This window comes from Vagococcus allomyrinae (genome assembly GCF_017829975.1).
Classification (GTDB): Bacteria; Bacillota; Bacilli; order Lactobacillales; family Vagococcaceae; genus Vagococcus_D; species Vagococcus_D allomyrinae.
On the sequence record NZ_JAEEGA010000014.1, the window covers coordinates 85,076 to 108,468 of the forward strand.

19 protein-coding genes are annotated in these 23,393 nt (G+C 42.0%); 12 read left to right on the plus strand and 7 right to left on the minus strand.

All coding sequences use genetic code 11. The features are described from left to right. Positions 1–122: 122 nt before the first annotated feature. The 6 genes from I6N95_RS19105 to I6N95_RS19130 all read right to left on the minus strand — a co-directional run bounded on the left by I6N95_RS19105 (position 123) and on the right by I6N95_RS19130 (position 7,087). Positions 123–2,060: a heavy metal translocating P-type ATPase gene (locus tag I6N95_RS19105; RefSeq protein WP_209530940.1), complete on the minus strand. Its 1,938-nt coding sequence runs from the start codon at positions 2,058–2,060 to the stop codon at positions 123–125. A gap of 241 nt (positions 2,061–2,301) precedes the next feature. Beyond that, the gene (locus I6N95_RS19110; protein WP_209531024.1) at positions 2,302–3,135 is read right to left on the minus strand and encodes an undecaprenyl-diphosphate phosphatase; all 834 of its coding nucleotides are present in this window, start codon (positions 3,133–3,135) and stop codon (positions 2,302–2,304) included. Between the two features lie 183 nt (positions 3,136–3,318). Continuing rightward, positions 3,319–4,173, minus strand: coding sequence for a sugar phosphate isomerase/epimerase family protein (locus I6N95_RS19115; RefSeq protein WP_209530941.1), 855 nt, complete (start codon positions 4,171–4,173; stop codon positions 3,319–3,321). A 35-nt stretch (positions 4,174–4,208) separates the two neighbouring features. Beyond that, positions 4,209–5,270, minus strand: a complete 1,062-nt coding sequence (locus I6N95_RS19120; RefSeq protein ID WP_209530942.1) for a Gfo/Idh/MocA family protein — start codon at positions 5,268–5,270, stop codon at positions 4,209–4,211. Positions 5,271–5,285: 15 nt separating this feature from the next. Continuing rightward, positions 5,286–6,134: a sugar phosphate isomerase/epimerase family protein gene (locus tag I6N95_RS19125; RefSeq protein ID WP_209530943.1), complete on the minus strand. Its 849-nt coding sequence runs from the start codon at positions 6,132–6,134 to the stop codon at positions 5,286–5,288. A 128-nt stretch (positions 6,135–6,262) separates the two neighbouring features. Continuing rightward, complete coding sequence (locus I6N95_RS19130; protein WP_209530944.1) at positions 6,263–7,087, minus strand: helix-turn-helix domain-containing protein; 825 nt, start codon at positions 7,085–7,087, stop codon at positions 6,263–6,265. A gap of 1,316 nt (positions 7,088–8,403) precedes the next feature. Here I6N95_RS19130 and I6N95_RS19135 point away from each other — a divergent pair. The 11 genes from I6N95_RS19135 (at position 8,404) to I6N95_RS19185 (ending at position 19,638) form a co-directional block, all read left to right on the plus strand. Beyond that, positions 8,404–8,547, plus strand: a complete 144-nt coding sequence (locus I6N95_RS19135) for a hypothetical protein (protein ID WP_209530945.1) — start codon at positions 8,404–8,406, stop codon at positions 8,545–8,547. 87 nt (positions 8,548–8,634) lie between these two features. Then, positions 8,635–8,778: a hypothetical protein gene (locus I6N95_RS19140; protein WP_209530946.1), complete on the plus strand. Its 144-nt coding sequence runs from the start codon at positions 8,635–8,637 to the stop codon at positions 8,776–8,778. A gap of 498 nt (positions 8,779–9,276) precedes the next feature. Next, on the plus strand, positions 9,277–10,155 hold the full coding sequence (locus I6N95_RS19145; RefSeq protein WP_347340580.1) for an AraC family transcriptional regulator: 879 nt from the start codon (positions 9,277–9,279) through the stop codon (positions 10,153–10,155). 88 nt (positions 10,156–10,243) lie between these two features. Next, positions 10,244–11,323, plus strand: coding sequence for a Gfo/Idh/MocA family protein (locus I6N95_RS19150; RefSeq protein WP_209530947.1), 1,080 nt, complete (start codon positions 10,244–10,246; stop codon positions 11,321–11,323). Positions 11,324–11,339: 16 nt separating this feature from the next. Then, complete coding sequence (locus tag I6N95_RS19155; RefSeq protein WP_209530948.1) at positions 11,340–12,089, plus strand: sugar phosphate isomerase/epimerase family protein; 750 nt, start codon at positions 11,340–11,342, stop codon at positions 12,087–12,089. Then, positions 12,089–12,808: a ThuA domain-containing protein gene (locus I6N95_RS19160; protein ID WP_209530949.1), complete on the plus strand. Its 720-nt coding sequence runs from the start codon at positions 12,089–12,091 to the stop codon at positions 12,806–12,808. The genes I6N95_RS19155 and I6N95_RS19160 overlap by 1 nt, the downstream gene beginning before the upstream one ends. 16 nt (positions 12,809–12,824) lie before the next feature. Continuing rightward, complete coding sequence (locus tag I6N95_RS19165) at positions 12,825–13,793, plus strand: sugar phosphate isomerase/epimerase family protein (protein ID WP_209530950.1); 969 nt, start codon at positions 12,825–12,827, stop codon at positions 13,791–13,793. Positions 13,794–13,874: 81 nt separating this feature from the next. After that, positions 13,875–14,927, plus strand: a complete 1,053-nt coding sequence (locus I6N95_RS19170) for a Gfo/Idh/MocA family oxidoreductase (protein WP_209530951.1) — start codon at positions 13,875–13,877, stop codon at positions 14,925–14,927. Between the two features lie 283 nt (positions 14,928–15,210). Beyond that, positions 15,211–16,053, plus strand: coding sequence for a PRD domain-containing protein (locus I6N95_RS19175; RefSeq protein WP_209530952.1), 843 nt, complete (start codon positions 15,211–15,213; stop codon positions 16,051–16,053). Positions 16,054–16,245: 192 nt separating this feature from the next. After that, the gene (locus I6N95_RS19180; protein WP_209530953.1) at positions 16,246–18,108 is read left to right on the plus strand and encodes a beta-glucoside-specific PTS transporter subunit IIABC; all 1,863 of its coding nucleotides are present in this window, start codon (positions 16,246–16,248) and stop codon (positions 18,106–18,108) included. Between the two features lie 60 nt (positions 18,109–18,168). After that, entirely contained in the window at positions 18,169–19,638 is a 1,470-nt protein-coding gene (locus I6N95_RS19185) for a glycoside hydrolase family 1 protein (protein ID WP_209530954.1), read from the plus strand. 97 nt (positions 19,639–19,735) lie between these two features. Here I6N95_RS19185 and I6N95_RS19190 read toward each other — a convergent pair whose 3' ends face one another. After that, complete coding sequence (locus I6N95_RS19190) at positions 19,736–20,401, minus strand: histidine phosphatase family protein (RefSeq protein ID WP_209530955.1); 666 nt, start codon at positions 20,399–20,401, stop codon at positions 19,736–19,738. 178 nt (positions 20,402–20,579) lie between these two features. Between I6N95_RS19190 and ppdK the strand changes: the two genes are divergently transcribed. After that, entirely contained in the window at positions 20,580–23,201 is a 2,622-nt protein-coding gene (ppdK, locus tag I6N95_RS19195; protein WP_209530956.1) for a pyruvate, phosphate dikinase, read from the plus strand. Positions 23,202–23,393 lie beyond the last annotated feature (192 nt).

Genomic DNA, 23,393 nt, shown 5'->3' on the forward strand with positions numbered 1-23,393 from the left:
CGGTAAAGGATGATTAGTTAATAGGAACTATCTAGCTAAAAGCTAACCATGAAATAAAAACAGACCTGTGATGGTTACTTTCACAGGTCTGTTTGGCAATTTAGCGTTACGAACTTTTCTGATTAATGTTGGGTGCTGATTTTTTTATTGCCAGTCACTTTATGAAGGGAGCTAGTCAGCAGCTCTTGAGGACGGACAGTCCGCAAGAGTCTCAAGCCATTTAGAATAACCAGAATGGTGCTTCCTTCATGGCCAATCACTCCTAAAGGTAAGGAGACAGCTTTCATAAAGTTTGAAATAATGAGTAAAAGGATGACCGAAATGGAGAAAACGATATTCTGAGTGATAATCCGTTTCAGTTTTTTGGCTAACATATGGGCCATCTGAAGTTTTTCTAAATCATCTTTCATTAAGACGACGTCTGCTACATCAATGGCAATATCTGTTCCCTGACCCATGGCAATCCCGATGGAGGCATTAGCCAAAGCAGGAGCGTCGTTAATGCCATCGCCCACCATGGCCGTGATCGGGTAGTGGTTTAACTGTTCTTTGATTAAATTGGTTTTTTGTTCAGGAGTACAGCCTGCATGAATCTCGTCAATCTTTAGCATTTGACCAATAGCCTGGGCAGTTTGCACATGATCGCCGGTCATCATAGTGGTGTGAATCCCTTCGTGACGGAAATAGTCGATAGTGGCTTGGGCACTTTCTTTAGGGATATCTAGCAGACCGAAGTAGCCGACAATCTCATGATTTCGTGATAAGAAGACGACTGTCTTCCCTTGGTTTTGTAAAGTTTCGACAGCTATTTTTAGCTCATCGGGCAAAGCTGACGTTGTCACGAAACTGGCTTTACCAATGCGCCAATCGTGATTCGTGTCATGGCCAATCATGCCAGCACCAGTTAAGTCTTCAACGACTAAAGAAGTTAAGGGATCGCTGACCTCATCAATAAAATGGCTGGTAAGTGCGGTGGCTAAAGGGTGGGTGCTTGTTCGCTCAATGGCAACAATCACATTAATAGCTTGTTCCTTTAAGGCAGTATCCAAAAAGCAAGCATCGGTTACCACTGGTTTTCCTTCAGTTAATGTCCCTGTTTTATCAAAACTAATGGCTTTGAGATCGGCGAGATGCTCTAGGAAAATCCCTCCTTTGAACAGAACGCCATTGCGGGCGCCAGAGGAAATGGCGGCTAATGTTGCCGGTGTGGCAGAAGCCACTAAGGCACAGGGAGAAGCGACCACTAGTAAGACCATTCCACGGTAAAAGCTCTCACTCCAAGACCACCCTAAGAAAAAGTAAGGAATGAAAATCATCAATGGCACCATCAGTAGGACCACTTTGACATATGTATTTTCAATTCTATTAAGGAAGCTAGCTGTTTTTGAAGGCGTATTTTGAGCTTCTTCAACTAGTTGGATGATTTTACTAAAGAGTGTATCTTTACTTTCTTTGGTCACCATCATTTCAAAACTATTGCCAACATTAATCGTGCCAGCAAAAATGTCTTCGTCAATTAGCTTTTCCACAGGAAATGATTCGCCGGTAATGGAGGCCTCATCACAGATGGCTAAGCCTTTACTAACCTTCCCGTCGATGGGAATATTAGCGCCTTTAGGAACAAGTAAGTAGTCACCGACTGTCAAACTTTCGACAGCGACTTTTTTTGTTGCGCCGTCGGGAAGTAATAGCAGGGCGTCTTCTGGCTGCATCTCCAGTAAGCTGGCAATTTCCTGTTTACTTTTATTCGTCGTGTATTCTTCTAAGGAGCCGCTAAGTGAGAAAATGAAGGTGAGCATAATGCCTTCAAACCAGTACTGAATCGTACACGCCCCGATGGCTGCTAGGGCCATTAATAAATCAACACTAAGATGTTTGTCTTTGAAGGTTTCCAGTAAGCCCTCTTTTGTTTGATAAAATCCGCCAATCACCATTCCAAGGAGGTAAACCATTGGAAAATAAGAGGCCCCACTTTTTTCTATTAGCCAACCAGCGGCCATCAATATGCCACAGATAATCGTGGCTAAAATAACTTTATGTTCATGACTAATTTTTTTCATCTGAATCATCTCCTCTACACCCATAGGATATCAGAGTCTAGACAGTAGTGATAATGAATAATAGCTAATTGATAATGAGAACTGTTATCTTTTGTCATATTTATTTTTATAATACTGTTTTAAAGAGTTTTTTGAAGTTAAATATGAATATGGATAACGATAATCATTATCATTAAAAATGTAATTATTATAAACTGGAAGTAAATAAAAAAGCTGACCACAGTCAGCTTTTTTACACTTTTTACATTTGTATTAACCAATAGCCGATTAAAATAGCCCCAAGAATAATGCGATACCAGCCAAAAGGTTTGAAGTCATTGGTTTTAATATAGCTCAATAAGAATTTGATAACGACGATCGAAACGAAGAAAGCGACGATACTTCCGACAAGTAAAATCATGACTTCATCAAACTTGAATGAATTGCCTTTTAACAAGAATTTGACAACTTTAAGGAAGCTAGCGCCAAACATGACAGGAATACTCAAGAAAAAGGAGAATTCAGTTGCCACAAAACGAGAAGCACCAATCAAGAGAGCTCCGATAATGGTCGCACCGGAACGGGAGGTTCCTGGCATCAATGAAAGGACTTGGAAAAGTCCAACAACAACGGCTGCTTTATAAGTGAAGCGGTTCAAATCAGTACATTTAGGTGTTCGACCTTTGTTCCAGTTTTCTACTACGATAAACAGTACGCCATAAATAATCAACATTAAAGCGACGGAGAAGAAGTTGTGAAAATATTTTTCAAAGGTGTCATCCAAAGGAATCCCAATGATCGCTGCCGGCAAACAGGCAATGATGACTTTTGCCCACAACTCCCAGGTATTTCTCTTTTCGACAGTGTCTTTTTGTGGCGAGAAGGGATTTAGTTTGTGGAAAAAGATGACCACAACAGCCAAAATAGCTCCAAGTTGAATAACCACATTGAACATTTCTTTAAAATCTGCTGAAGCATTTAATTTAATGAATTCATCGACTAAAATTAAGTGGCCAGTACTGCTGATTGGAAGCCATTCGGTAATTCCTTCGACAATCCCTAGAATAACGGCTTTAAATAGATTATACCAATCCATCATTTCATTCCTTCCAAAATAAATTCTATAGACCTAGTTAACCCTATAGCTGTCTATATAGAAACAGTATACCGATGTTTGAGCAAAAAACCAAATAAAACTAGAAATATTTAAGAAATTTCTCAATAAGTGAAAAAAGCCAGCGGACAATAGTTCTTAACTATCGTTCGCTGGCTGGTCAGATTAAGCGGTATACTGTCTTAAGTTAGCCAGTGAAATGCGTAATCCCTCCATATTTTTTTCGATTCCTTCAAATTCGATGGCAATTGGCCCGTCATAGCCTGCCAGTTTAAGAATTCGCAAGCATTGTGCGACGGCGACGTTACCATGACCGATGATCGCGCCGCGCAAAAAGTTGCCACCGCGAGTTTGAAAGAAACCTTCGCCTGGATGAGAGTCATTGCCTGACTTGATGTGAAAATCCTTGGCATGGGCATAGCCAGCGTAAGGAGCGAGGCGGCTAACAGCCAATGTTGGGTCTTCATCTACACATAAAAAGTTTCCCATATCCACGAGCAGTTTAAAATTGGGGTGATTAACTGCCGTGTACAAGCTTTCAAGGCGAGTGCTATCTTGGGAGAACAAGCCGTGGTTTTCAACCATGGTGGTAATGCCTTTGGTTGCGGCGTATTCCGTGATAGCAAGACAGCCTTTAACAATCGTTGGCAAAACTTGGGCAAATGAGTCGCCAGGTCGACCGTTAGTGGCGTCATGGCGCACACTTTTAGCGCCGAGGACTTCAGCAATGTCGATCATCTGCTTAATACGGGCGACCTCACGCTCGAAATCATGGTCAGAGCCATTTAAAAAATCCGCGCCAAAGGTAAAGTTAGTAATAGGGAAAGCCAAGCGATCCAATTCATTTCGTAAAGACTGGGCATAGTCAAGATCAGATTGGGCATTGTCGTGGATCAAGTCAACGATTTCAATCCCATCAAAGCCAAGATCTTTTGCTAAGGCAATACTTTCGATTTGGGAGATCTCACCAGCTGAGATTAACTGGTTAAAACTATAGGTGCTTGCTGCAATAATTGTCATGTGATCCTTACCTCCTGATTAAGTGAGTTGCTTGATTAAATCATAACTTCGTGGCCGGTTTCGGCTGATTGGTAAATGGCGTCTAAAATGCGCATAATGGTCACACCGTCGGCGGCAGGCGTTAAGCATTCTGTGTTGTTTAAGACACAATCGACAAAGTGAGCGACTTCATTATAAAAGAGACCGTTCATGTCTAAAGCGGTCGGTGTTTTCAGCTGGATATCGGTCATATAGCCATTGATATCCGTGTAAAGTTCCAATTGTGGGGCTAAACTGGCACCACCTTTTGTGCCGAACAGTTCAATTTTGCCTTGGTCTTCTTTAAGATTTAGGCTAAAACTGGCTTCAATTGACACAACAGAACCGTCAGCGAAACGAATCATGGCGCTAGCCAAATCTTCCACATCACAGATGTCTTTTTCATCAGTGGTGGATGACGAATAGGCCACTGTGTCTTTACTATCAGGACGGTTAAATAGCTTTTGGAAAGTAGCCCCATAGACCGAAATAGGTTTTGGTTGTCCCATTAAGTAATTTAAAAGGTCAATCACATGAACGCCAAGATCGATTAGCGGCCCTCCGCCAGATCGTGATTTATCACCAAACCAGCCGCCAGGATTCCCATTACGGCGTAAATAAGTGGCTTTGCCATAATAAATCTCACCGAAAAAGTCTTTATCGCGAAAATCAGTGACAATTTGGGCGTCGTTGCCAAAGCGGCGAACAAAGCCAATCATCAATAGTTTGCCGTTCTTTTTGGCTGCGGCTTCCATGGCAAGCGCATCAGCGACTGATGTGGCCATTGGTTTTTCACAGAGCACGTGTTTCCCAGCATTTAATGCCGCAATGGCGCATTCTGCATGAGCTGCATTCCAAGTGCAGACACTGACTGCGTCAATGTCTGCATTGGCTAAGAGCGCTTCTTTTGAAGAATAGGTCTCAGAGATGCCATACCTGTCTGCCATGTGATTAAGTTGGCTGGGGTTGATGTCGCAAAAGGCTACCAGTTCGACGTTGTCCATTTTTTGATACGCTTGAATGTGTTCGTGGGCAATTGACCCAGTGCCGATCATGCCGATTTTTAAAGTAGTTGTCATTGTGATGTTCCTCTCCTATTGATTCGTTTGTTGTTTCAAGAAGGTGACAGCTTCAGCAATGTCTTTTTCAGGTTGCTCGCCAACTTCTCTTTCAATGGTTAAATAACCTGTGTAGCCAATGTCGGTTAAAGCTTTTAGGTAATTAGGGAAATCAACGTCCCCTTTCCCTAGAGGTAGCTCGATAAAGGCTTGGCCACTTTGGATTTCATCTTCAACAGTGCCGCTCATGCCATAAAGAACTTCAGGGTCACGGTCAAGTAACTTTCGACCATCTTTCGCGTGGGTGTGAACAATATAGTCTTTAAGTGTGTGGACAGCTTTTACCGGGTCATCGCCAGTCACCATCACAAAATTAGCGGGATCAAGGTTGACCGCTACCCCTCGGCCAGGCAATGGCTCAAGAAATTGTTTTAAGGTAGTGGCAATTTCAGGACCTGTTTCGATCGCAAAATGAGCGTCAAGACTGTTGGCGTATTCTGCCAGCTGAAAGCAAGCTTCTTGCATTAATTTAAAGCGATCGTGGGTTGGGTCCGCGGGAATCACCCCGATGTGAGTGGTAACAATGTTGGTGCCAAGTTCTTTCGCCAAATCCAAGACTTGTTTGGCCTCAGTGATGATGGCCGGGTATTTGCTTTTGTCATGGAGCATTAAATCTGCGACTAATCCGGAAATTTCCAGACCAGACTCGCGAACTTGGGATAAAAATAAAGCTGTTTTCTGGTTAGTTAAGTTCCGGGCCGTCAGTTGACCATTTAAGGCGTGAACTTGAATGCCTTGAGCGCCAACTTCTACAGCTCTTTTTAAAGCGATTTCATAGTCAGTTCTAAAAGATTCCAACATGACGCCAATCGGAAATTTATACATGTCATATCCTCCTAAATTTTGTTGATAGTTGATGCTACTAGTGTAGCCTTTTTTTTAGCAGTAAATAAGATGGAAACTTGCTCTCTGATAGGACGATCTTGCTATGTTAACAAAAAAACACAAACCACTTAAGGGGTTTGTGTTTTGCTAATTTCAACAGAAGGGAGGTAGCCGAAGTGTTTACGATAAATTTTAGCAAAGTAGGAAGGATCGTTAAAGCCACAAGCCAGTCCGCAGTCTGCAATGACAGCTCCCTTTTTTTGTAGTAAGATTTGAGCGCGAGTGCAACGGAAGTGATTGATAAATTCATTGACAGTCAATTCAGTGACTTCTTTGAAAATACGACAAAAATGAAATTTGCTGACGCCGATCGTCAGGCAGATATCGTCAATGGCAATCGTCTTTTGATAGTGATGGCTGATGTAATCAATGCCTAGTTTGGTCAATTCCACTTTGGCATTACTAGGTGCTCGCTGGGAAATTGGCAAAGGCGAGTAGTTTAATTCGCGAAACAACAGGGACATCATTTCAAGACACATCCCTTGTAACATCGTTTTATAGCAAGGGCGTTGCTGATCGAATTCAGCCATCATGCTTAAATAGAGGGTCAGAATATCCGGTTGATTGATTTTCGTTTGAAAATTGACTAATGTATAATCTAATTGGTGCTGGCTAATAAATGATTCCTCAATTATTAAGCAGCGATAACGACTGGTTGGGGTAATTGTTCTAAATGTGTGGAGACAGTTGGAATTAATCAACATGATATCTCCAGCTAAAGCCGAGTGGTCTTGACCATCTATTGAAATGATCATTTCGCCTTCTTGAATATAAAGCAATTCAATATTTGTATGCCAATGGGGAAGGACTTCACTGTCGATCAAACATTTGTGTAGCAGCAACGGCAATTCGGGATCAGGGCAAAGGTCAGTTTCATAAAAAGCAGTTTCCATATTTCAGTTCCTTTCAGTCATTTGTGTCTCAATCATATAGGCTAAGTATACAGGAATATCCTTAAAAAATAAGGAGGATAAGTCAAATATCTCAAATAGTTCTCTTGGGTATGGTGTGCAATTGAAGGGGCCGTGATCTATCAGTGTTTAGAGTGTGGCAAAAAGTTTCATGGTTCATTTCTCTGAGGTGAATGATGAGCTGGATGCACTTAATCGGTAATGAACAGGCGAAAAGTAGCGGAGTTTACCTGTTGATTAGCGTCTAAAAGAAGTCGACAATTGAGTATCAAAAGCCTGACTTCTTAGCTAATGGCTGGGAATAGTCAGACGCGTGTTGCGTTATTTTGAAAAAGGTATTGACTTTTATCTGAAAATGTGATATGTTCGAAGTGTGGAACATAAAAGATTTCTGCTTAGTATCTATCATATTTAACTGATCAAATATGTGGTTCGGGGGATTCGTGGGCTCTGCCAAAAAGAGTCGTGGTTTTACCTTCAGCTAGCTGAAAGTCGAAGGGCAGAAAACGTCGCTGTGTTGTCTGCTAGTTCAATTGGCAAGACTAAATCACTGAAAAGCGAAGGCGATTGGAGCTTTGCCTCTCTTTCTAAAATGATTAATCCGAGAGTTAAAGGGTTTGGTATTAACTAGTGGAAAAGTCCAATAAATAAGTGATAAAATAACCAGCTATAACTAGCAAATTGGTGAATGGTGACGGCGTCACTCATTTGGTTGTCTGTCAGTTTAACAGATATAATCTGTTGGTCTAGTTAGTTTCTATCGATTTACACTTGTTATTTAATGAGTGATGGCATCACTCATCGGTTGAGGAATTACTTTTTTTAGCATAACAGTTGATGAAAAAAGCGAAATAAAAGATAGAGAGCCAATCAGAGGTAGCTTTGATAAATAACGAATCAAGACTAGCAAATTGGCGAACAGGTGACGACGTCACTCATTTGGTTGATTGTCACTTTAACAGATGCAATCTATTAGGATAACTGATTTATATCTATTTACACTTGTTATTTAATGAGTGGTGGCATCACTCATCGGTTGAGGAATTACTTTTTTTAGCAGAACAGTTGATGAAAAAAGCGAAGCAAAAGATAGAGAGCCGATCAGAGGTAGCTTTGCTAAATAACGAATCAAAACTAGCAAATTGGTGAATGGTGACGGCGTCACTCATTTGGTTGTCTGTCAGTTTAACAGATATAATCTGTTGGTCTAGTCAGTTTCTATCGATTTACGCTTGTTATTTAATGAGTGATGGCATCACTCATCGGTTGAGGAATTACTTTTTTTAGCAGAACAGTTGATGGAAAAAGCGAAGCAAAAGGTGGAGAGCCGATCAGAGGTAGCTTTGCTAAATAACGAATCAAGACTAGCAAATTGGCGAACAGGTGACGGCGTCACTCATTTGGTTGTTTGTCACTTTAACAGATGTAATCTGCTAGAATAACTGATTTATATCTATTTACACTTGTTATTTAATGAGTGGTGGCATCACTCATCGGTTGAGGAATTACTTTTTTTAGCAGAACAGTTGATGAAAAAAGCGAAGCAAAAGGTTGAGAGCCGATCAGAGGTAGCTTTGATAAATAACGAATCAAAACTAGCAAATTGGCGAATAGGTGACGGCGTCACTCATTTGGTTGTCTGTCAGTTTAACAGATGGAATCTATTGGTTTAGTTAGTTTATATCTATTTACACTTGTTATTTAATGAGTGATGGCATCACTCATCGGTTGAGGAATTACTTTTTTTAGCATAACAGTTGATGGAAAAAGCGAAGCGAAAGGTAGAGGGCCGATCAGAGGTAGCTTTGATAAATAACGAATCAAAACTAGTAAATTGGCGAATGGGTGACGGCGTCACTCGTCAGTTGAGGAATTGTTTTTTAGGATAAGGGCTCATAAAAATCTGGAACTAAATAAGTTTACGACTGAAACTGAGGCAGTTCGTGCCTGCAGTTTTTTTTTGATTAAAAGCCACAACTAATTTTTTTATTGTTCAAGTGCTACTTCCAATGATAAATTGAAAAAATTAATCATATAAGGTGGTTGTTTTCCAGAAAAGAACAGCAATTTTCACCATTTTCAGGTAAAATGTATGAGATGACGATTGTTAAATACATTGGTACTGAAAAAAATGCCTGTGGGTAAAGCAAATGTGTTAGGAGGTCATAAAGGTGAGTGTCAGTAAATATTTAGAAATACCTAAAATGGATAATCGTTTCCCCTTTCGGTGTTTTATTGATTACGGAAAAGGCTTAGTTTATCCTCATTGGCATAAAGAGATTGAAATTATTTATGTGATTAAGGGAACCATAAAAATAGGCGTTAATGATGAGTTAATCGCCGTGAATGAAGGGCAGATTTTTTTCTTTGATAGTGGGGCGACCCATTATTTTTTAGCCACGCCAGAAAGTGAGCGGCTGGTCTACCAATTTGACAGCAAGATGTTTAATGAAGGGATTGAGAGCATGGCGAATGGCGACAGTTTAAAAGATGTTTTCGCTAGCCGTGAAAACTGGAGTTTAAACTGGCCACGAGAGGTTGAAAAGGAGATGTGTCAGCATCTTCAATCCTTGTACGATGAAACATTGGCCGTTCAGCCAGGGTATGTCTTTGCTACGCAACAACATCTATATGGAATATTAATGTTACTTTCAAGAAAAGTTCCTGAAAAATCACATTTGATGAAAAAAGCGTTAAACGATGACTCCATGAAAAATAAAGAGACACTTGAGCGAATGGATAAAGTTTTTGCTTTAATTGAAGCCAACTATAATCAAGGGATTACCTTAGAAGAAGTGGCCAAATATGTCGGTTTTAGTCCCCACTACTTCACCCGCTTCTTTAAGAAAAACACTGGTACGACCTTTGTTGGCTTCTTGACAGAATATCGGCTTAATATGGCAAAGTCGATTCTGGCAACAGAGGAAATGCCGATGATCGAGGTGGCGGAGAAAGCAGGCTTTAACAGTGTAAAGACCTTTCATCATGTTTTTAAAGAGAATGTGGGCATGTCCCCATTAAAATATCAAAAGTCAATATTCGGGAATTAGTCCGTAAATCTAAGGAAGAAATCCTTCACCTTATTTTGTATAGTAGTGGTATCAAACAAATACAAAAATGATGTGGAGGATTTTTTTTATGACATTAAAAGTAGGAATTATTGGATGTGGCGGTATCGCCAATGGCAAACATATGCCAGCTTTAAAACAAGTGAAGGAAGTTGAAATGGTGGCGTTCTGTGACATTATTGAAGAACGTGCTGATCAAGCTAAAGCAGAATTTGGGACGGCTGACGCGAAAGCGTATACGGATTATCAAGAACTATTAAAAGATGAGTCAATTGATGTGATTCACGTTTGTACACCAAATATCTCTCACTCATTTATTTCAATTGATGCGATGGAAGCTAAAAAACACGTGATGTGTGAAAAGCCAATGGCTAAAACCTCTGAAGAAGCTCGTGCCATGATCGAAGCCTCTAAACGGACTGGTATGAAATTAACGATTGGCTATCAAAATCGTTTCCGTACAGATTCGCAATACTTACATCAAGTCTGTGAAGCCAACGAATTAGGCGAAATTTACTTAGGAAAAGCCCACGCTATTCGTCGTCGTGCGGTGCCGACTTGGGGTGTTTTCTTAGATGAAGAAGCTCAAGGTGGCGGCCCACTAATCGACATCGGCACCCATGCTCTTGATTTAACCTTATGGATGATGGATAACTACAAACCTAAATACGTTGTCGGCAATGCTTATCATAAATTATCTCAAACGAAAAATGCAGCTAATGCTTGGGGCCCTTGGGACCCTGAAAAATTCACAGTGGAAGATTCAGCCTTTGGTTTTGTGACCATGGAAAATGGTGCGACGATCTTCTTGGAAGCGAGCTGGGCCTTAAATACCTTGGACGTATCTGAAGCGACGACGACCCTGTCTGGGACTAAAGGTGGGGCCGGCATGAAAGATGGGCTCCAAATTAACGGCGAAGACCGCGGGTTGTTATATGAGAAGAAAATTGACACTGAAGCAGCAGGAGTCGCCTTTTATGAAGGGGCAACTAACAGCCCAGAAGTTTTAGAAGCACAACAATGGATCAATGCGATTATCAATGACACAGATCCCGTTGTTTTACCAGAACAAGCATTAGTCGTAACAGAAATCCTAGAAGCGATGTACCAATCGTCTGAAACGGGCGAACCTGTTTTCCTAAATAAATAAGACGAGGTGAGACGAAATGGCGAAAATTAGTTTACAATTATGGAGTATTCAAGAAGAGTGTGCCAAAGATTTCTTAGGCACTTTAACCAAAGTCAAAGAGTTTGGCTATGATGGCGTTGAATTTGCCGGCTATTACGAGACAGAGGCCGCAGAGCTAAAAGCCCATCTTGATAAAATTGGTCTGGCAGTCTCAGGTTCCCATGTACCGGCTGACAAATTAGTGAATGACTTAGAAAATACGATTGCCTATGAAAAAGCCTTAGGCAATCAAAATGTGATCATCCCTTGGGAACAAGGCGAAACACTGGCTGATTGGCAAGCTCATTTTGCTAAATTTGCTGAGATTCAACAGCGTTTGCAAGAAGAGGGATTAACTCTGGGCTATCATAACCACGCCCATGAATTTACCCAAGTGCCAGAGGTTAATGTGTTGGAAGCGATGGTGGCAGCTGTTCCTGGCATCAAATTAGAAGTCGATACCTACTGGGTTGAATTTGCTGGGGAAATTGCCATTAAATGGATGACCCGCAATCAAGCTGTTATTAAATGGTTACACATTAAAGAAATGCGCAAAGATGGCGACACAACCGAAAGTACAGAAATTAGTACTGGCATTTTACCGATTAGAAGTTTTGTAGAGTTTGCTAAAGAGAACGAGATTGAGTGGCTAGTTGTGGAACAAGAAGCCTTCCAAGCTTACCCACCGATTGAAAGTGCTGAAATCAATGTTCAAAACTTACGCAAAATCGTCGAAGAGGTATTTTAGTGATAAATGTAACTGTTTGGAATGAGTATCGTCATGAATTGGAAAGTGAAGAGGTTCGTGCCGTGTATCCAGAAGGCATTCACGGCCAATTAAAAGCATTTCTCGAAGAAGACTTTACTGTTCAAACAGCGACCTTAGACCAACCAGAACACGGGTTAACTGAAGAGGTTTTGGGGAACACCGATGTGCTTGTTTGGTGGGGCCATATTGCCCATCAGGAAGTCAGTGATGAGATTGTCACTAAAGTGCATCAACGGGTATTAGAAGGAATGGGCTTAATTGTCTTACATTCGGCTCATATGTCGAAAATTTTCATGAAATTAATGGGCACCAGCTGTGACTTGAAATGGCGTGAAGCCGATGAGACTTGCCGGATGTGGAGTGTCAACCCAAGTCACCCGATCGTCGAAGGGATTGGCGAATACATTGAATTAGAACGCGAAGAGATGTACGGTGAACACTTCGACATTCCAGTACCAGATGAACTGATTTTTATTAACTGGTATGAAGGCGGCGAAGTTTTCCGTGGTGGCTGTACTTACCGACGGGGCAATGGCAAAATTTTCTATTTCCAACCAGGTCACGAGACGTATCCCTCTTATTACCATAAAGATGTCCAACGGGTGATTAAAAATGCTGTGCGCTGGGCTAATCCAACGGCGAATACCTATCCGGTTTATGGCAATCACCAACCGTTAAACCACATTCAACCTAAATAGAAAAGGAGTTTTAATGATGAAATTAGGCGTATTTACCCCTTTATTTAACAACTTAAATTTTGATGAGATGATTGAAAAAGTAGCAGCGGCAGGTTTGCAAACAGTTGAAATCGGTACAGGTGGTTCACCAGGTACTGCTCACTGTGACATTGATGCCTTGTTAGCCAGTCAAGAAGCGCGTCAAGAGTACGCAGCTAAATTAGCGGCAAAAGGCTTGACGGTCAGCGCCTTTAGCTGTCACCATAACCCAATTTCACCAGACCCAGCAGTGGCCAAGGAAGCGGATGAATTATTGCGCAAAACGATTAAATTGGCTTCATTGATGACTGTGCCTGTGGTTAACTGTTTCTCAGGTGTTAGTGGCGGTAACGCAACGGACACGGCTGTTAACTGGCCTGTTTTACCTTGGCCAACGGAATACAACGACAGCTACGAATGGCAGTGGGAAAACAAGTTAATTCCTTACTGGAAAGAGATCAATGAGATCGCCGTAGCCGCAGATGTTAAAATTGGGATTGAACTACACGGTGGTTTCTTGTGTCACACTCCTTATACGATGTTAAAATTACGGGAAGCAACCGGCCCAGCTATCGGCTGTAACTTGGACCCATCACATTTGTGGTGGCAAGGGATTGACCCAGTTGGCGCGATTAAGATCCTTGGAAAGGCCGGGGCGATTCATCATTTCCATGCCAAAGATACTTATTTGGATCAAGATAATATCAACATGTACGGCTTAACCGACATGCAGCCATACGGCAATGTCCAAACGAGAGCGTGGACGTTCCGCTCAGTTGGTTGTGGCCACAGTTTACAAGATTGGTCCGATATGATCAGTGCACTTCGTCTTTACGGCTACGATTATGTTTTGAGTATCGAGCACGAAGACCCAATCATGTCAATTGATGAAGGCTTTAACCGAGCCGTAACGAATTTAAAATCGATCATGATTAACGAGATGCCAACGGATATGTGGTGGGCTTAACCGTTTATCATTAAATCAATTAGTCCTCAAGCGTCTGCTTCGAGGACTATCCGACTAATCATTTAAAAGGAGCTAATTTTTGTGAAACCAATTAATTTTGTTGTCGTCGGGTTTGGCGGGATGGGAAGTTACCATGCTCGCGGCCTGATCGGCGAAAACCAATTTGTCACGACATACGGAACCTATGATAGTGACGAGAAAAGACAAGCTGCTGCAAAAGAAGAAGGCTTTAAGGTTTATGAGTCTTTTGAGGCTGTTTTAGCGGATGATAATGTGGAAGCTATTTTAGTGGCGACCCCTAATGACTCCCATAAACAACTGGTCATCGACGCCTTAAGAGCAGGCAAACACGTGGTCTGTGAAAAACCAGTGATGATGTCCGTGGCGGACTTCGATGAGGTTGTCAACGTAGCGGAAGAAGCTGGTAAAGTCTTTATGACCCATCAGAATCGACGGTGGGATTCCGATTTTCTGATTATTCGTGACTTGTACAAGAGCGAAGAAATCGGCTCCCTTTTCCAAATTGAATCCCGCGTTCACGGTGCGAATGGCATTCCTGGTGACTGGCGTCATTTGAAAGCTCAAGGAGGCGGCATGCTATTAGATTGGGGCGTCCATTTACTGGATCAATTACTATTTATGGTCGACAGCCCCATTAAGAGCGTTTCAGCGGACTTAAGTTTTGTTTTAGGCGATGATGCGGATGATGGCTTTATGAGTTACATCATCTTTGAAAATGGCGTTCGTGCTCACATTGAAGTAGGGACCAGTAACTTTATTAAGTTACCTCGTTGGTACGTTAAAGGCTATCAAGGAACGGGCGTGATTAACGATTGGGATTTATCAGGTGAGTTAGTCTTACAACGTGAGACGGATGTGAAGCATGAACCAACTCCGATTCAAGCAGGACAAGGCTTGACGAAAACCATGGCACCACCATCAGAAGAAATGACAGAGTGTCGTGAGTTACCAAGTGTTACGGCTGAGTTTGATTCGTTTTATGATAATTTTTATCAAGTGGTCCGTGAAGGGGCAGAAGCAGTCGTTAAAAATCCGGAAGTTCGCGATTGTTTAGTATTAATTGAAACTATTTTTAAAGCGGCTGAAACAGGCGAAACAATCAAAATGAATTAATCTGAGAAACTGACGCAAGTGTTTGCGTCAGTTTTTTTTAGGCGTATCACCCCCGCCTGTTAATGGTGAAGGCAATCATTCAAATGTGGATCGAAATATAAAAAAATATATGATTGACAACGGTTACTCCTTATGATAAAGTTGTTATTAAGTTAGATACAGGAGTGTTACTGATACGATCAGGCACCACCAAATCAATTACTTTGCAAAAGTAGCCGTGGCTATTATTTTGTAAATGTCAATTCGATGTTGGTGTTTTTTTATGTTCTAGGGGGAAAACCAGATGCTGACAGTAATAAAATCATTGAATAACAACATTATTTTAGCTGTAACAGAAAGCGATGAAGAATTAGTTGCTTTTGGCACTGGCATTGGGTTTAAGCGCAAAAAAGGGGATAAGGTAGATGAAAAGTTGGCAACGAAAATTTTTCTATCAGACCTTAATCATCAAGCCGGTCAGTTACTAGAAGGACTTTCACCTGAGATTTTAGCAACTACTGAAAAAATCGTTGATTTAGGCGAAGAAAAGCTGAAGCCAAAATTGAATTCAGGTATTTTGTTTACCTTAGCAGATCATTTGAGATTTGCCTTGGATCGCAAGGAACAAGGACTTGATATTGATACCCCTTTTCAATGGGAAATTCCTCATCTTTATTTTGAAGAGTATCAGGTGGGATTAGAAGCCTTAGAGCTGATTGAAAAGGAGTTGGGCATCGTGTTGCCAACGACTGAAGCCTCTTTTATCGCTTTGCATTTAGTCAATGCACAAATGGACAATCAAACCATGGGCGAGACCATTCAAGTGACGACGGTGACTAAAAATATTGTCAAGATTATCCAGTCTTTATTCGAAGTGACATTGGATAAGACGACGATTAACTACTCGCGTTTTATCACTCATTTGCGTTATTTTATCGCCCGTCAACGGAGCGATGAAAGCAGCACAGTGGAGATGGATGTCACCCTTAAAGAAATCATTCAAGAGCGCTATATGAAGAGCTATGCTTGTGGCTTGATGATTAAAGAGATGCTTGAACGTGAGTATGGCTGGCGCATCACAGAAGACGAATTAGTCTATTTGGTCATTCATATTGAACGAATTATTAAAGAAAACAAAACAAAATAAATGTTTGCGTCGGGCGTGTCACTGAAAATAGGCATTAACCTAAGCAAAAATTTGCAGGAGTAACCAAGGTGGTTTACTATGTAAATTTTTGTTTAGGTTATTTTTTTACACATAATCAGGGACGTTCTACTTGCTAATTATGGTACCTAGTTAGGAAGGCGGTCGACCTCGACGAAAAAAAGGAGCAGAGCGATGGATAAGAAAAAATTAGCACAAGAAATCGTGTCACAGATGGGCGGCGCGGAAAATATTAAGCAAAGTTGGCATTGTATTACCCGTTTACGATTTAACTTTAAAGAAAAAGACAAAATTAATAGTGAAGCGATTAAACAATTAGATGGCGTCTTAGGCGCTCAATTTCAAAGTGGTCAATTTCAAATCATTATTGGCAATGAAGTCGCCAGTGTCTATGGAGAATTAAGTGCCTTGCTTGAAGGGAAACTGACAGAAGATGGCAATTCGCAAGCTAAGGGGAATCTAATTGAGCGGATATTAGATACCATATCCGGTATTTTTACCCCATTATTACCTGCAATTACCGGTGGTGGCTTACTTAAAGGGATAATGGCGCTATTAGTGGCGACCAAGCTGATGTCGGAAACTAGCTCTAATTATGAAATTCTCAGTTTTATCTCAGATGCCCCATTTCATTTTTTGCCCTTCCTGATTGCCTTTTCGGCGGCGAAGCGCTTTAAAACGGATGCTTCACTAGCAGTTACGCTAGCTGGGATCTTGATGTATCCCCAATTAATGGAATATGCTGCCGGGGGCGAGGTTAGTAGCTTGAAGTTTATTGGCTTTAGCATCCCAATGAATAGTTATGCCTCATCTGTTTTACCGATTATTTTAGGCGTGTTGTTACTGAGTTATGTCCACAAATATGTCGATCAAATAGTGCCAAAATCACTGAAAATTATTTTTACACCGTTGTTAAGCTTGCTGATTACGGCACCCTTAATGTTGATGTTTATCGCCCCACTAGGGAATTATATCGGTGTCTATCTGGAACGTTTCTTTGCGGTCATGTTTGATGTGGCAGGACCTTTTGCCGGAATGTTGATGGGTGGTTTAATGCCATTGATCGTCATTACAGGCATGCACTATGCCTTCTTCCCTAGCACCTTTGCTAGTTTTGAAAAAGTCGGCTACGACATCATGTTATTGCCGATGAACTTTGTGGCTAACTTGGCTCAATCCGGTGCGGTTTTAGGGGTCTTTTTAAAGACGAAAGATCAAAAGATGAAGCAGCTGTCATTCTCGACTTTAATTCCCGCCATTTTTGGGATTACGGAGCCAGCGATTTATGGCGTCACGATGAAGTTGAAGAAACCATTTTATGCTAGTTTAGCAGGGGGGGCAGTCGGCGGGGCAATTTTCGGCTTGTTTAATGTTAAGAATTTTGCCTTTGCAGTACCGGGAATTATGTCATTACCCTCTTATATTGAAAAAGGCACGAATAATTTCCTAATGGCCATTATTGGGATTGCCGCAAGCTTTACCGTGTCATTAGTCGTCACGCTGTTGTTGAAATTTGATGAAGAAACTGCTTCAGAAGCGGCACCACGGGAAATCCTTACTTCGACAGTGACAAAAGAAAGGCCGGCGGAAGTACTAAGCCCGCTGACGGGAAGTGTCTTGCCTCTTGAAACGGTGCCAGATGCCACCTTTGCCGAAGGCTTAGTTGGCAAAGGGGTGGCGATTGTTCCTGCCGAAGGTCTGGTTAAAGCGCCTTTCGACGGGGAAGTGATGATGTTGACATCGACCAATCACGCCATCGGCTTGCGTTCGACTGAAGGCGTGGAAATGCTGATCCACATCGGATTAGAAACGGTGGAACTAAAGGGAGCAGGTTTTGAATTATTGGTCAAAGATGGCCAAAAATTCAAACGGGGAGATGCTTTACTTCGCTTTGATTTAGCCGACATCAAGGCCCAAGGCTACAATTTGGTAACACCAGTGGTGATTACCAATGCCTCACAATTTCTTGACGTGATTCACACAGCAGAGACCAAAGTCGTCGCTGGTGAAACAAAATTACTGATGCTCATTAACTAGGGAGTTTGTTTTGAAACAAAACATTAACTAATAAATTATCACTTATAGGAGGAACGAAACATGCTAAACAACTTACAGACAGGTTTTCCAGAAGGGTTTTTATGGGGAGGGGCCACTGCCGCTAACCAGATTGAAGGGGCCTTCGATGAAGGAGGCAAAGGGTTATCAACGTCAGACTTTGCGGCGTATAAAGATCCATATGCCAAAGGGGCAGTCGACAACTTTACCTTTAACGTTAGTTCAAAAGAATTAGCCGAGTACACGGAGCAGCCAGAAAAGTATCTATTCCCGAAACGTTGGGGCATTGATTTTTATCACCGTTACCAAGAAGACATTGCGCTATTTGCAGAAATGGGTTTTAAAACCTTTCGAATTTCGATTTCATGGGCGCGGATTTTTCCGACAGGGATGGAAGCAGAGCCAAATGAAGAAGGCTTAGCTTTTTATGATAAGGTCTTTGACGAGTGTGCCAAGTACGGCATTGAACCATTGGTAACCATGTCTCATTACGAAATGCCAATTGAATTGACAAAAAAATACAATGGTTGGGTTAGCCGTGAGTTGATTCCTTTATTTGAAAACTACGCTCGGGTGATCTTTACCCGCTACGCTAAAAAAGTGAGATATTGGATCACGTTTAACGAGATGAACATGAATTTAAATAGCTTATATACAGGGGCTGGCACATTAGCCGACAAAGTTGATAACGTGTTAGCCGCGACCTATCAAGCCTCTCATCACCAATTTTTAGCCAGTGCTTTGGCGGTTAAAGCAGCCCATGAGATCATGCCAGAAGCGCAAATTGGCTGTATGATCAACCAAATTGAGTCGTATGCCAAAACCACGAAACCAGAAGATCAATTGCAAGCCTTAAAATCAAATCAGTTAAACATGTTCTACCCAGACGTGCAAGCACGAGGGGCTTATCCAACCTATATGACCCGTTACTTTGCAGATAATAACTTGAAGATTGTCATGGAAGAGCAGGATGCAGCTATTCTTAAAGAGGGGAAAGTTGATTTTGTAGCGATTAGTTATTATATGTCACATGTGACAGAAGCCCGTCCTGACGCAGCAAAATTAGCAGGATCCTTCGATAGCCCGATAAAAAATGAATATTTAGAATTAACCCAATGGGATTGGCCGATTGACCCAATTGGCTTGCGTATTTCCTTGATGAAATTGTACGATCGTTATGAGTTGCCGCTCTTTGTGTGTGAGAATGGTTTAGGCGCTAAAGATGTGGTCTCAGCAGACGGCAAGATTCACGATGATTACCGGATTGATTACCTTAAGAAGCATGTGGAACAGATGAAAGAGGCCATTATGGATGGCGTTGAGTTAATGGGCTATACGACTTGGGGCTGTATTGATTTAATCAGTTGTGGGACCTCTCAAATGAGCAAACGCTATGGTTTTATTTATGTGGACCAAGACGATCAAGGCCAAGGTAGCTTGGCGCGGACACCAAAAGATTCTTTCTACTGGTACAAAGACTGTATCGCTTCAAATGGTGAAAACTTGGGCTAGAGATATTAAAAGAACACGACAGAGCTTCATTTCTGTCGTGTTCTTTGGTTATTGACAATGACGACTAACGACCCCTCATTGTTGTCCGCTCCGGCTTTTATTTGCTACCCAGTTCTAAATAACTCAGATCATTGACACTTAAGACGGTAAATTTCCCATCGACATAATGAACTTTTGAAACACTGCCATTTTGGAGTGAGGGGAAAATGGCGTCATCTGAGATAAGTGACAGAAAATGTGCGATGGTCAAGCCGTGGGAAACAACTAAAACTTCTCCAGTTGTCTGTTGAGCAATGGTCGTCATGCCGTCTAGAATCCGTTTTTCGATCACTTCGTAAGGTTCGGCCCAGCTGCGCTCGTCCAAGGCCACAATGGTTCCGGCTATCTGCTCGTATGATAGCGGCAAGGCTAGCAATTCCTCAGCTGTTTGAAAGCCGTGATGTTCAGCCATTAGTTGAAACCAAGTTGACTCTAGTTCTCCTTCAAAACTGCCGAAACTCCACTCTCTAATGCGCGAGTCGGAGAGGTGTTCAATCTGATTCGGTTGTTCTTTTAAAATAAGCTGGGCGGTTTCCTGTGCTCGGCCACTATCACTGGAAACGGCCGTAGTAAAGGGGATGTCTCTAAGACCTTTTCCGAGTGAGATGATTCCTTGGCGTCCTTCTGGGGTTAAGGGCGTATCGGCCCAGCCTTGAACTCGCTGTGTGGCATTGAGCATCGTTTGACCATGTCTGGTTAGATAGAGAATTACTTCTGACCTCATATAGTTAGTCACAACCTTCATCTGTTAGTTAAATTCACTATAGCACAGTCTGAGCAGTAACAGGTGCAAAAGATTAAAAATAGTTAAATTAGTTGAAAACTATTGATTTTTAATAGAACGTCATATATAGTGTATTTATTATTAATAATACGTCTTATTTAGAAATGGAGAAGCTTATATGACCAAACATGTATTTCAATTTCATGAAGGAAATGCGGAAATGAAGGAGATTCTTGGGGGCAAAGGAGCGAATTTAGCAGAGATGGTTAATCTTGGATTACCAGTTCCACCAGGGTTTACCATTAGTACTGCGGCTTGTATGACTTATCTCGGCCAGCAAGAACAACTATCTCAAGAATTAAAAGAAGAAATTTTGAATGGCTTAAGAACTTTGGAAGAAATTCATGGGAAAAGATTGAATGATGCTGTTGATCCGCTGTTAGTCTCAGTGCGCAGTGGGTCAGTTTTTTCGATGCCAGGCATGATGGACACGATCTTAAATTTAGGTCTTAACGATCAAACGGTCGAAAGCTTGGCTCAAAAAACCGGTGATCCGCGATTTGCTTATGATTGTTACCGCCGGTTGCTGCAGATGTTTGGCGACGTGGTGTATGGGATTGATAAAAATCGTTTTGAGCAATACATGGACTATTTGAAAGATCAGTACGACTACCAGTCAGACACGGAATTAACAGCAGAAGATTTAAAGCAAGTTGTCAAGGCTTATCAAGACATTTATCAGGAGACGATCCATCAAGAATTCCCTCAATCTCCGATTGATCAACTCTTTTTGGCGATTGAGGCGGTTTTTAGATCCTGGAACAATCATCGGGCGATGGTCTATCGTAATCTCAATGGCTTGCCACATGATTTAGGAACGGCTGTTAATATTCAAGCGATGGTTTTTGGAAACAGTGGTGAGGCAAGTGGGACAGGTGTCGCTTTTACACGCAATCCCGCCACGGGAGAACACCAGCTTTTTGGTGAGTTTTTGTTAAATGCGCAAGGTGAAGATGTGGTAGCGGGCATTCGAACGCCAGAACCAATTAGTCAGCTAGCTGAAGGCTTGCCAAAAGTATTCCATGAATTTAAGAAAACAGCCCGTTTATTGGAGAATCACTACCGGGATATGCAGGACATCGAATTTACAATCGAAGAAGGCACATTGTATTTTCTGCAGACCCGCAATGGCAAGCGGACAGCTCGTGCCGCCTTTCAGGTGGCCCACGATTTGGTGATGGAAGGTGTCATTACGAAAGAAGAGGCCCTCTTAAGGCTGCAACCAACTATGATTGATCAACTATTACATCCGGTATTCACGTTGGATGGACTGCAAAAGGCTCAGGAAATCGGTCATGGACTGCCAGCTAGTCCTGGGGCAGCCACAGGTGTGGTGGCTTTTGATACTCAGCGGGTTAAGGCTTTGGTGGAAGCGGGACACAAAGTGATCCTAGTTCGTCAAGAAACCTCCCCTGAAGATGTGGAAGCGATGAGCATCAGCGAAGCGATTGTGACAAGTCGCGGTGGCATGACTTCCCATGCCGCAGTGGTTGCCCGTGGGATGGGGACTTGTTGTGTGGCCGGTTGTGGCGATTTGGAAGTTAATGAAACAGTTCGAACGATTCGCTATGAAGGTGGGGTTATTAAAGAAGGGGAGATTATTTCCGTGGATGGTAGTCATGGGATTGTCTACCTTGGTGAAATTGCAACTGAAAGTAATGAAGAAAGTCAGGTCTTTCAAGAGTTGATGGGGTGGGCGGATGAGGTTGCCACTATGAAGGTTAGGGCCAATGCTGAGACCCCTCAGGAAATCAGAGCTGCCCTTAATTTTGGTGCGACCGGCATTGGTCTGGCCAGAACGGAGCACATGTTTTTTGAAGGGCCGCGCTTAAAGGCCATGCGTCAGTTAATCTTGGCTGAGAATCGTCATCAGCGAGAAATGCCGTTAAAGACCTTGCTACAGATGCAGACGGCTGACTTTTATGCAATTTTTGAAGTAACTAGGGAGCGGGGAATGGTGATTCGCTTATTGGATCCACCCCTTCACGAATTTTTACCCCATTCAGTAAAAGAAGTAGAGGCATTGGCTAAAGAACTGAATATCGAGTTGGCTGTGTTACAGAAAAGAATAGCTGAACTTCATGAAGTTAATCCGATGCTAGGGCATCGGGGTTGTCGTTTGGGCGTGACGTTTCCAGATATTTACGAGATGCAGGTTAAGGCGATTATCCGCAGTAGTTGCCAGCTGGCAAAGCAAGGGATTAAGGTGGAACCGGAAATAATGATCCCGTTAGTAGGTGTTAAAGCAGAACTGGTTCGTTTGCGCGCGTTGCTGATTGACGTTATTGAGCAAGTTTTAGCCCAAGAAAAAGTCGCTATTAATTATACCATCGGCACGATGATTGAGCTGCCGAGAGCCTGTTTAATTGCCGATCAGTTGGCAGAAAGTGCCGAGTTTTTTAGCTTTGGAACCAATGATTTGACCCAAATGGCTTATGGGTATTCAAGGGATGATGCTGGTAAATTTATCACCTATTATCAAAGAGAAGGCATCTTAGCAAGTGATCCTTTTCAACAAGTGGATCTGGAAGGTGTCGGAGAACTGATGAAAATCGCGGTAGCGAAAGGAAGACAAACTAAAGCCGATTTGAAAATTGGGGTTTGTGGTGAAGTTGGTGGGAATCCTGAATCAATTGATTTCTTTCAAGAGCTTGGTTTAAATTATGTCTCATGTTCAGCTTATCGCGTGCCAATTGCCCGCTTGGCAGTTGCTCAAGCGGCGATTCGCCAAGCGCGTTAGTCCCATGAGATCGGCGACCCACAAAAATTCGTTGCATTTTTGTGGGTCGTATTTGATGAGAAAATGACTTATTGCCTAATTAGTTAAAATTGTGACTCTTTTATAGGGTTTTTAAATTTGTTATAAAACCTATTGTAATTAAATGATACGTCTTATATAATGGATATATTAACTAATAAGACGAGGGATTGA

Bases quoted from the DNA above. Each gene is read 5' to 3' on its own strand.
- I6N95_RS19165 (WP_209530950.1), top strand. From the start codon at position 12,825: ATGAAATTAGGCGTATTTACCCCTTTATTTAACAACTTAAATTTTGAT.
- I6N95_RS19180 (WP_209530953.1), top strand. From the start codon at position 16,246: ATGGATAAGAAAAAATTAGCACAAGAAATCGTGTCACAGATGGGCGGC.
- I6N95_RS19150 (WP_209530947.1), top strand. From the start codon at position 10,244: ATGACATTAAAAGTAGGAATTATTGGATGTGGCGGTATCGCCAATGGC.
- I6N95_RS19115 (WP_209530941.1), bottom strand. From the start codon at position 4,173: ATGACAATTATTGCAGCAAGCACCTATAGTTTTAACCAGTTAATCTCA.
- I6N95_RS19140 (WP_209530946.1), top strand. From the start codon at position 8,635: ATGAAAAAAGCGAAGCAAAAGGTTGAGAGCCGATCAGAGGTAGCTTTG.
- I6N95_RS19110 (WP_209531024.1), bottom strand. From the start codon at position 3,135: ATGGATTGGTATAATCTATTTAAAGCCGTTATTCTAGGGATTGTCGAA.
- I6N95_RS19105 (WP_209530940.1), bottom strand. From the start codon at position 2,060: ATGAAAAAAATTAGTCATGAACATAAAGTTATTTTAGCCACGATTATC.
- I6N95_RS19155 (WP_209530948.1), top strand. From the start codon at position 11,340: ATGGCGAAAATTAGTTTACAATTATGGAGTATTCAAGAAGAGTGTGCC.
- I6N95_RS19190 (WP_209530955.1), bottom strand. From the start codon at position 20,401: ATGAGGTCAGAAGTAATTCTCTATCTAACCAGACATGGTCAAACGATG.
- I6N95_RS19120 (WP_209530942.1), bottom strand. From the start codon at position 5,270: ATGACAACTACTTTAAAAATCGGCATGATCGGCACTGGGTCAATTGCC.
- I6N95_RS19130 (WP_209530944.1), bottom strand. From the start codon at position 7,087: ATGGAAACTGCTTTTTATGAAACTGACCTTTGCCCTGATCCCGAATTG.
- I6N95_RS19185 (WP_209530954.1), top strand. From the start codon at position 18,169: ATGCTAAACAACTTACAGACAGGTTTTCCAGAAGGGTTTTTATGGGGA.
- I6N95_RS19125 (WP_209530943.1), bottom strand. From the start codon at position 6,134: ATGTATAAATTTCCGATTGGCGTCATGTTGGAATCTTTTAGAACTGAC.
- I6N95_RS19175 (WP_209530952.1), top strand. From the start codon at position 15,211: ATGCTGACAGTAATAAAATCATTGAATAACAACATTATTTTAGCTGTA.
- ppdK (WP_209530956.1), top strand. From the start codon at position 20,580: ATGACCAAACATGTATTTCAATTTCATGAAGGAAATGCGGAAATGAAG.
- I6N95_RS19135 (WP_209530945.1), top strand. From the start codon at position 8,404: ATGGAAAAAGCGAAGCAAAAGGTGGAGAGCCGATCAGAGGTAGCTTTG.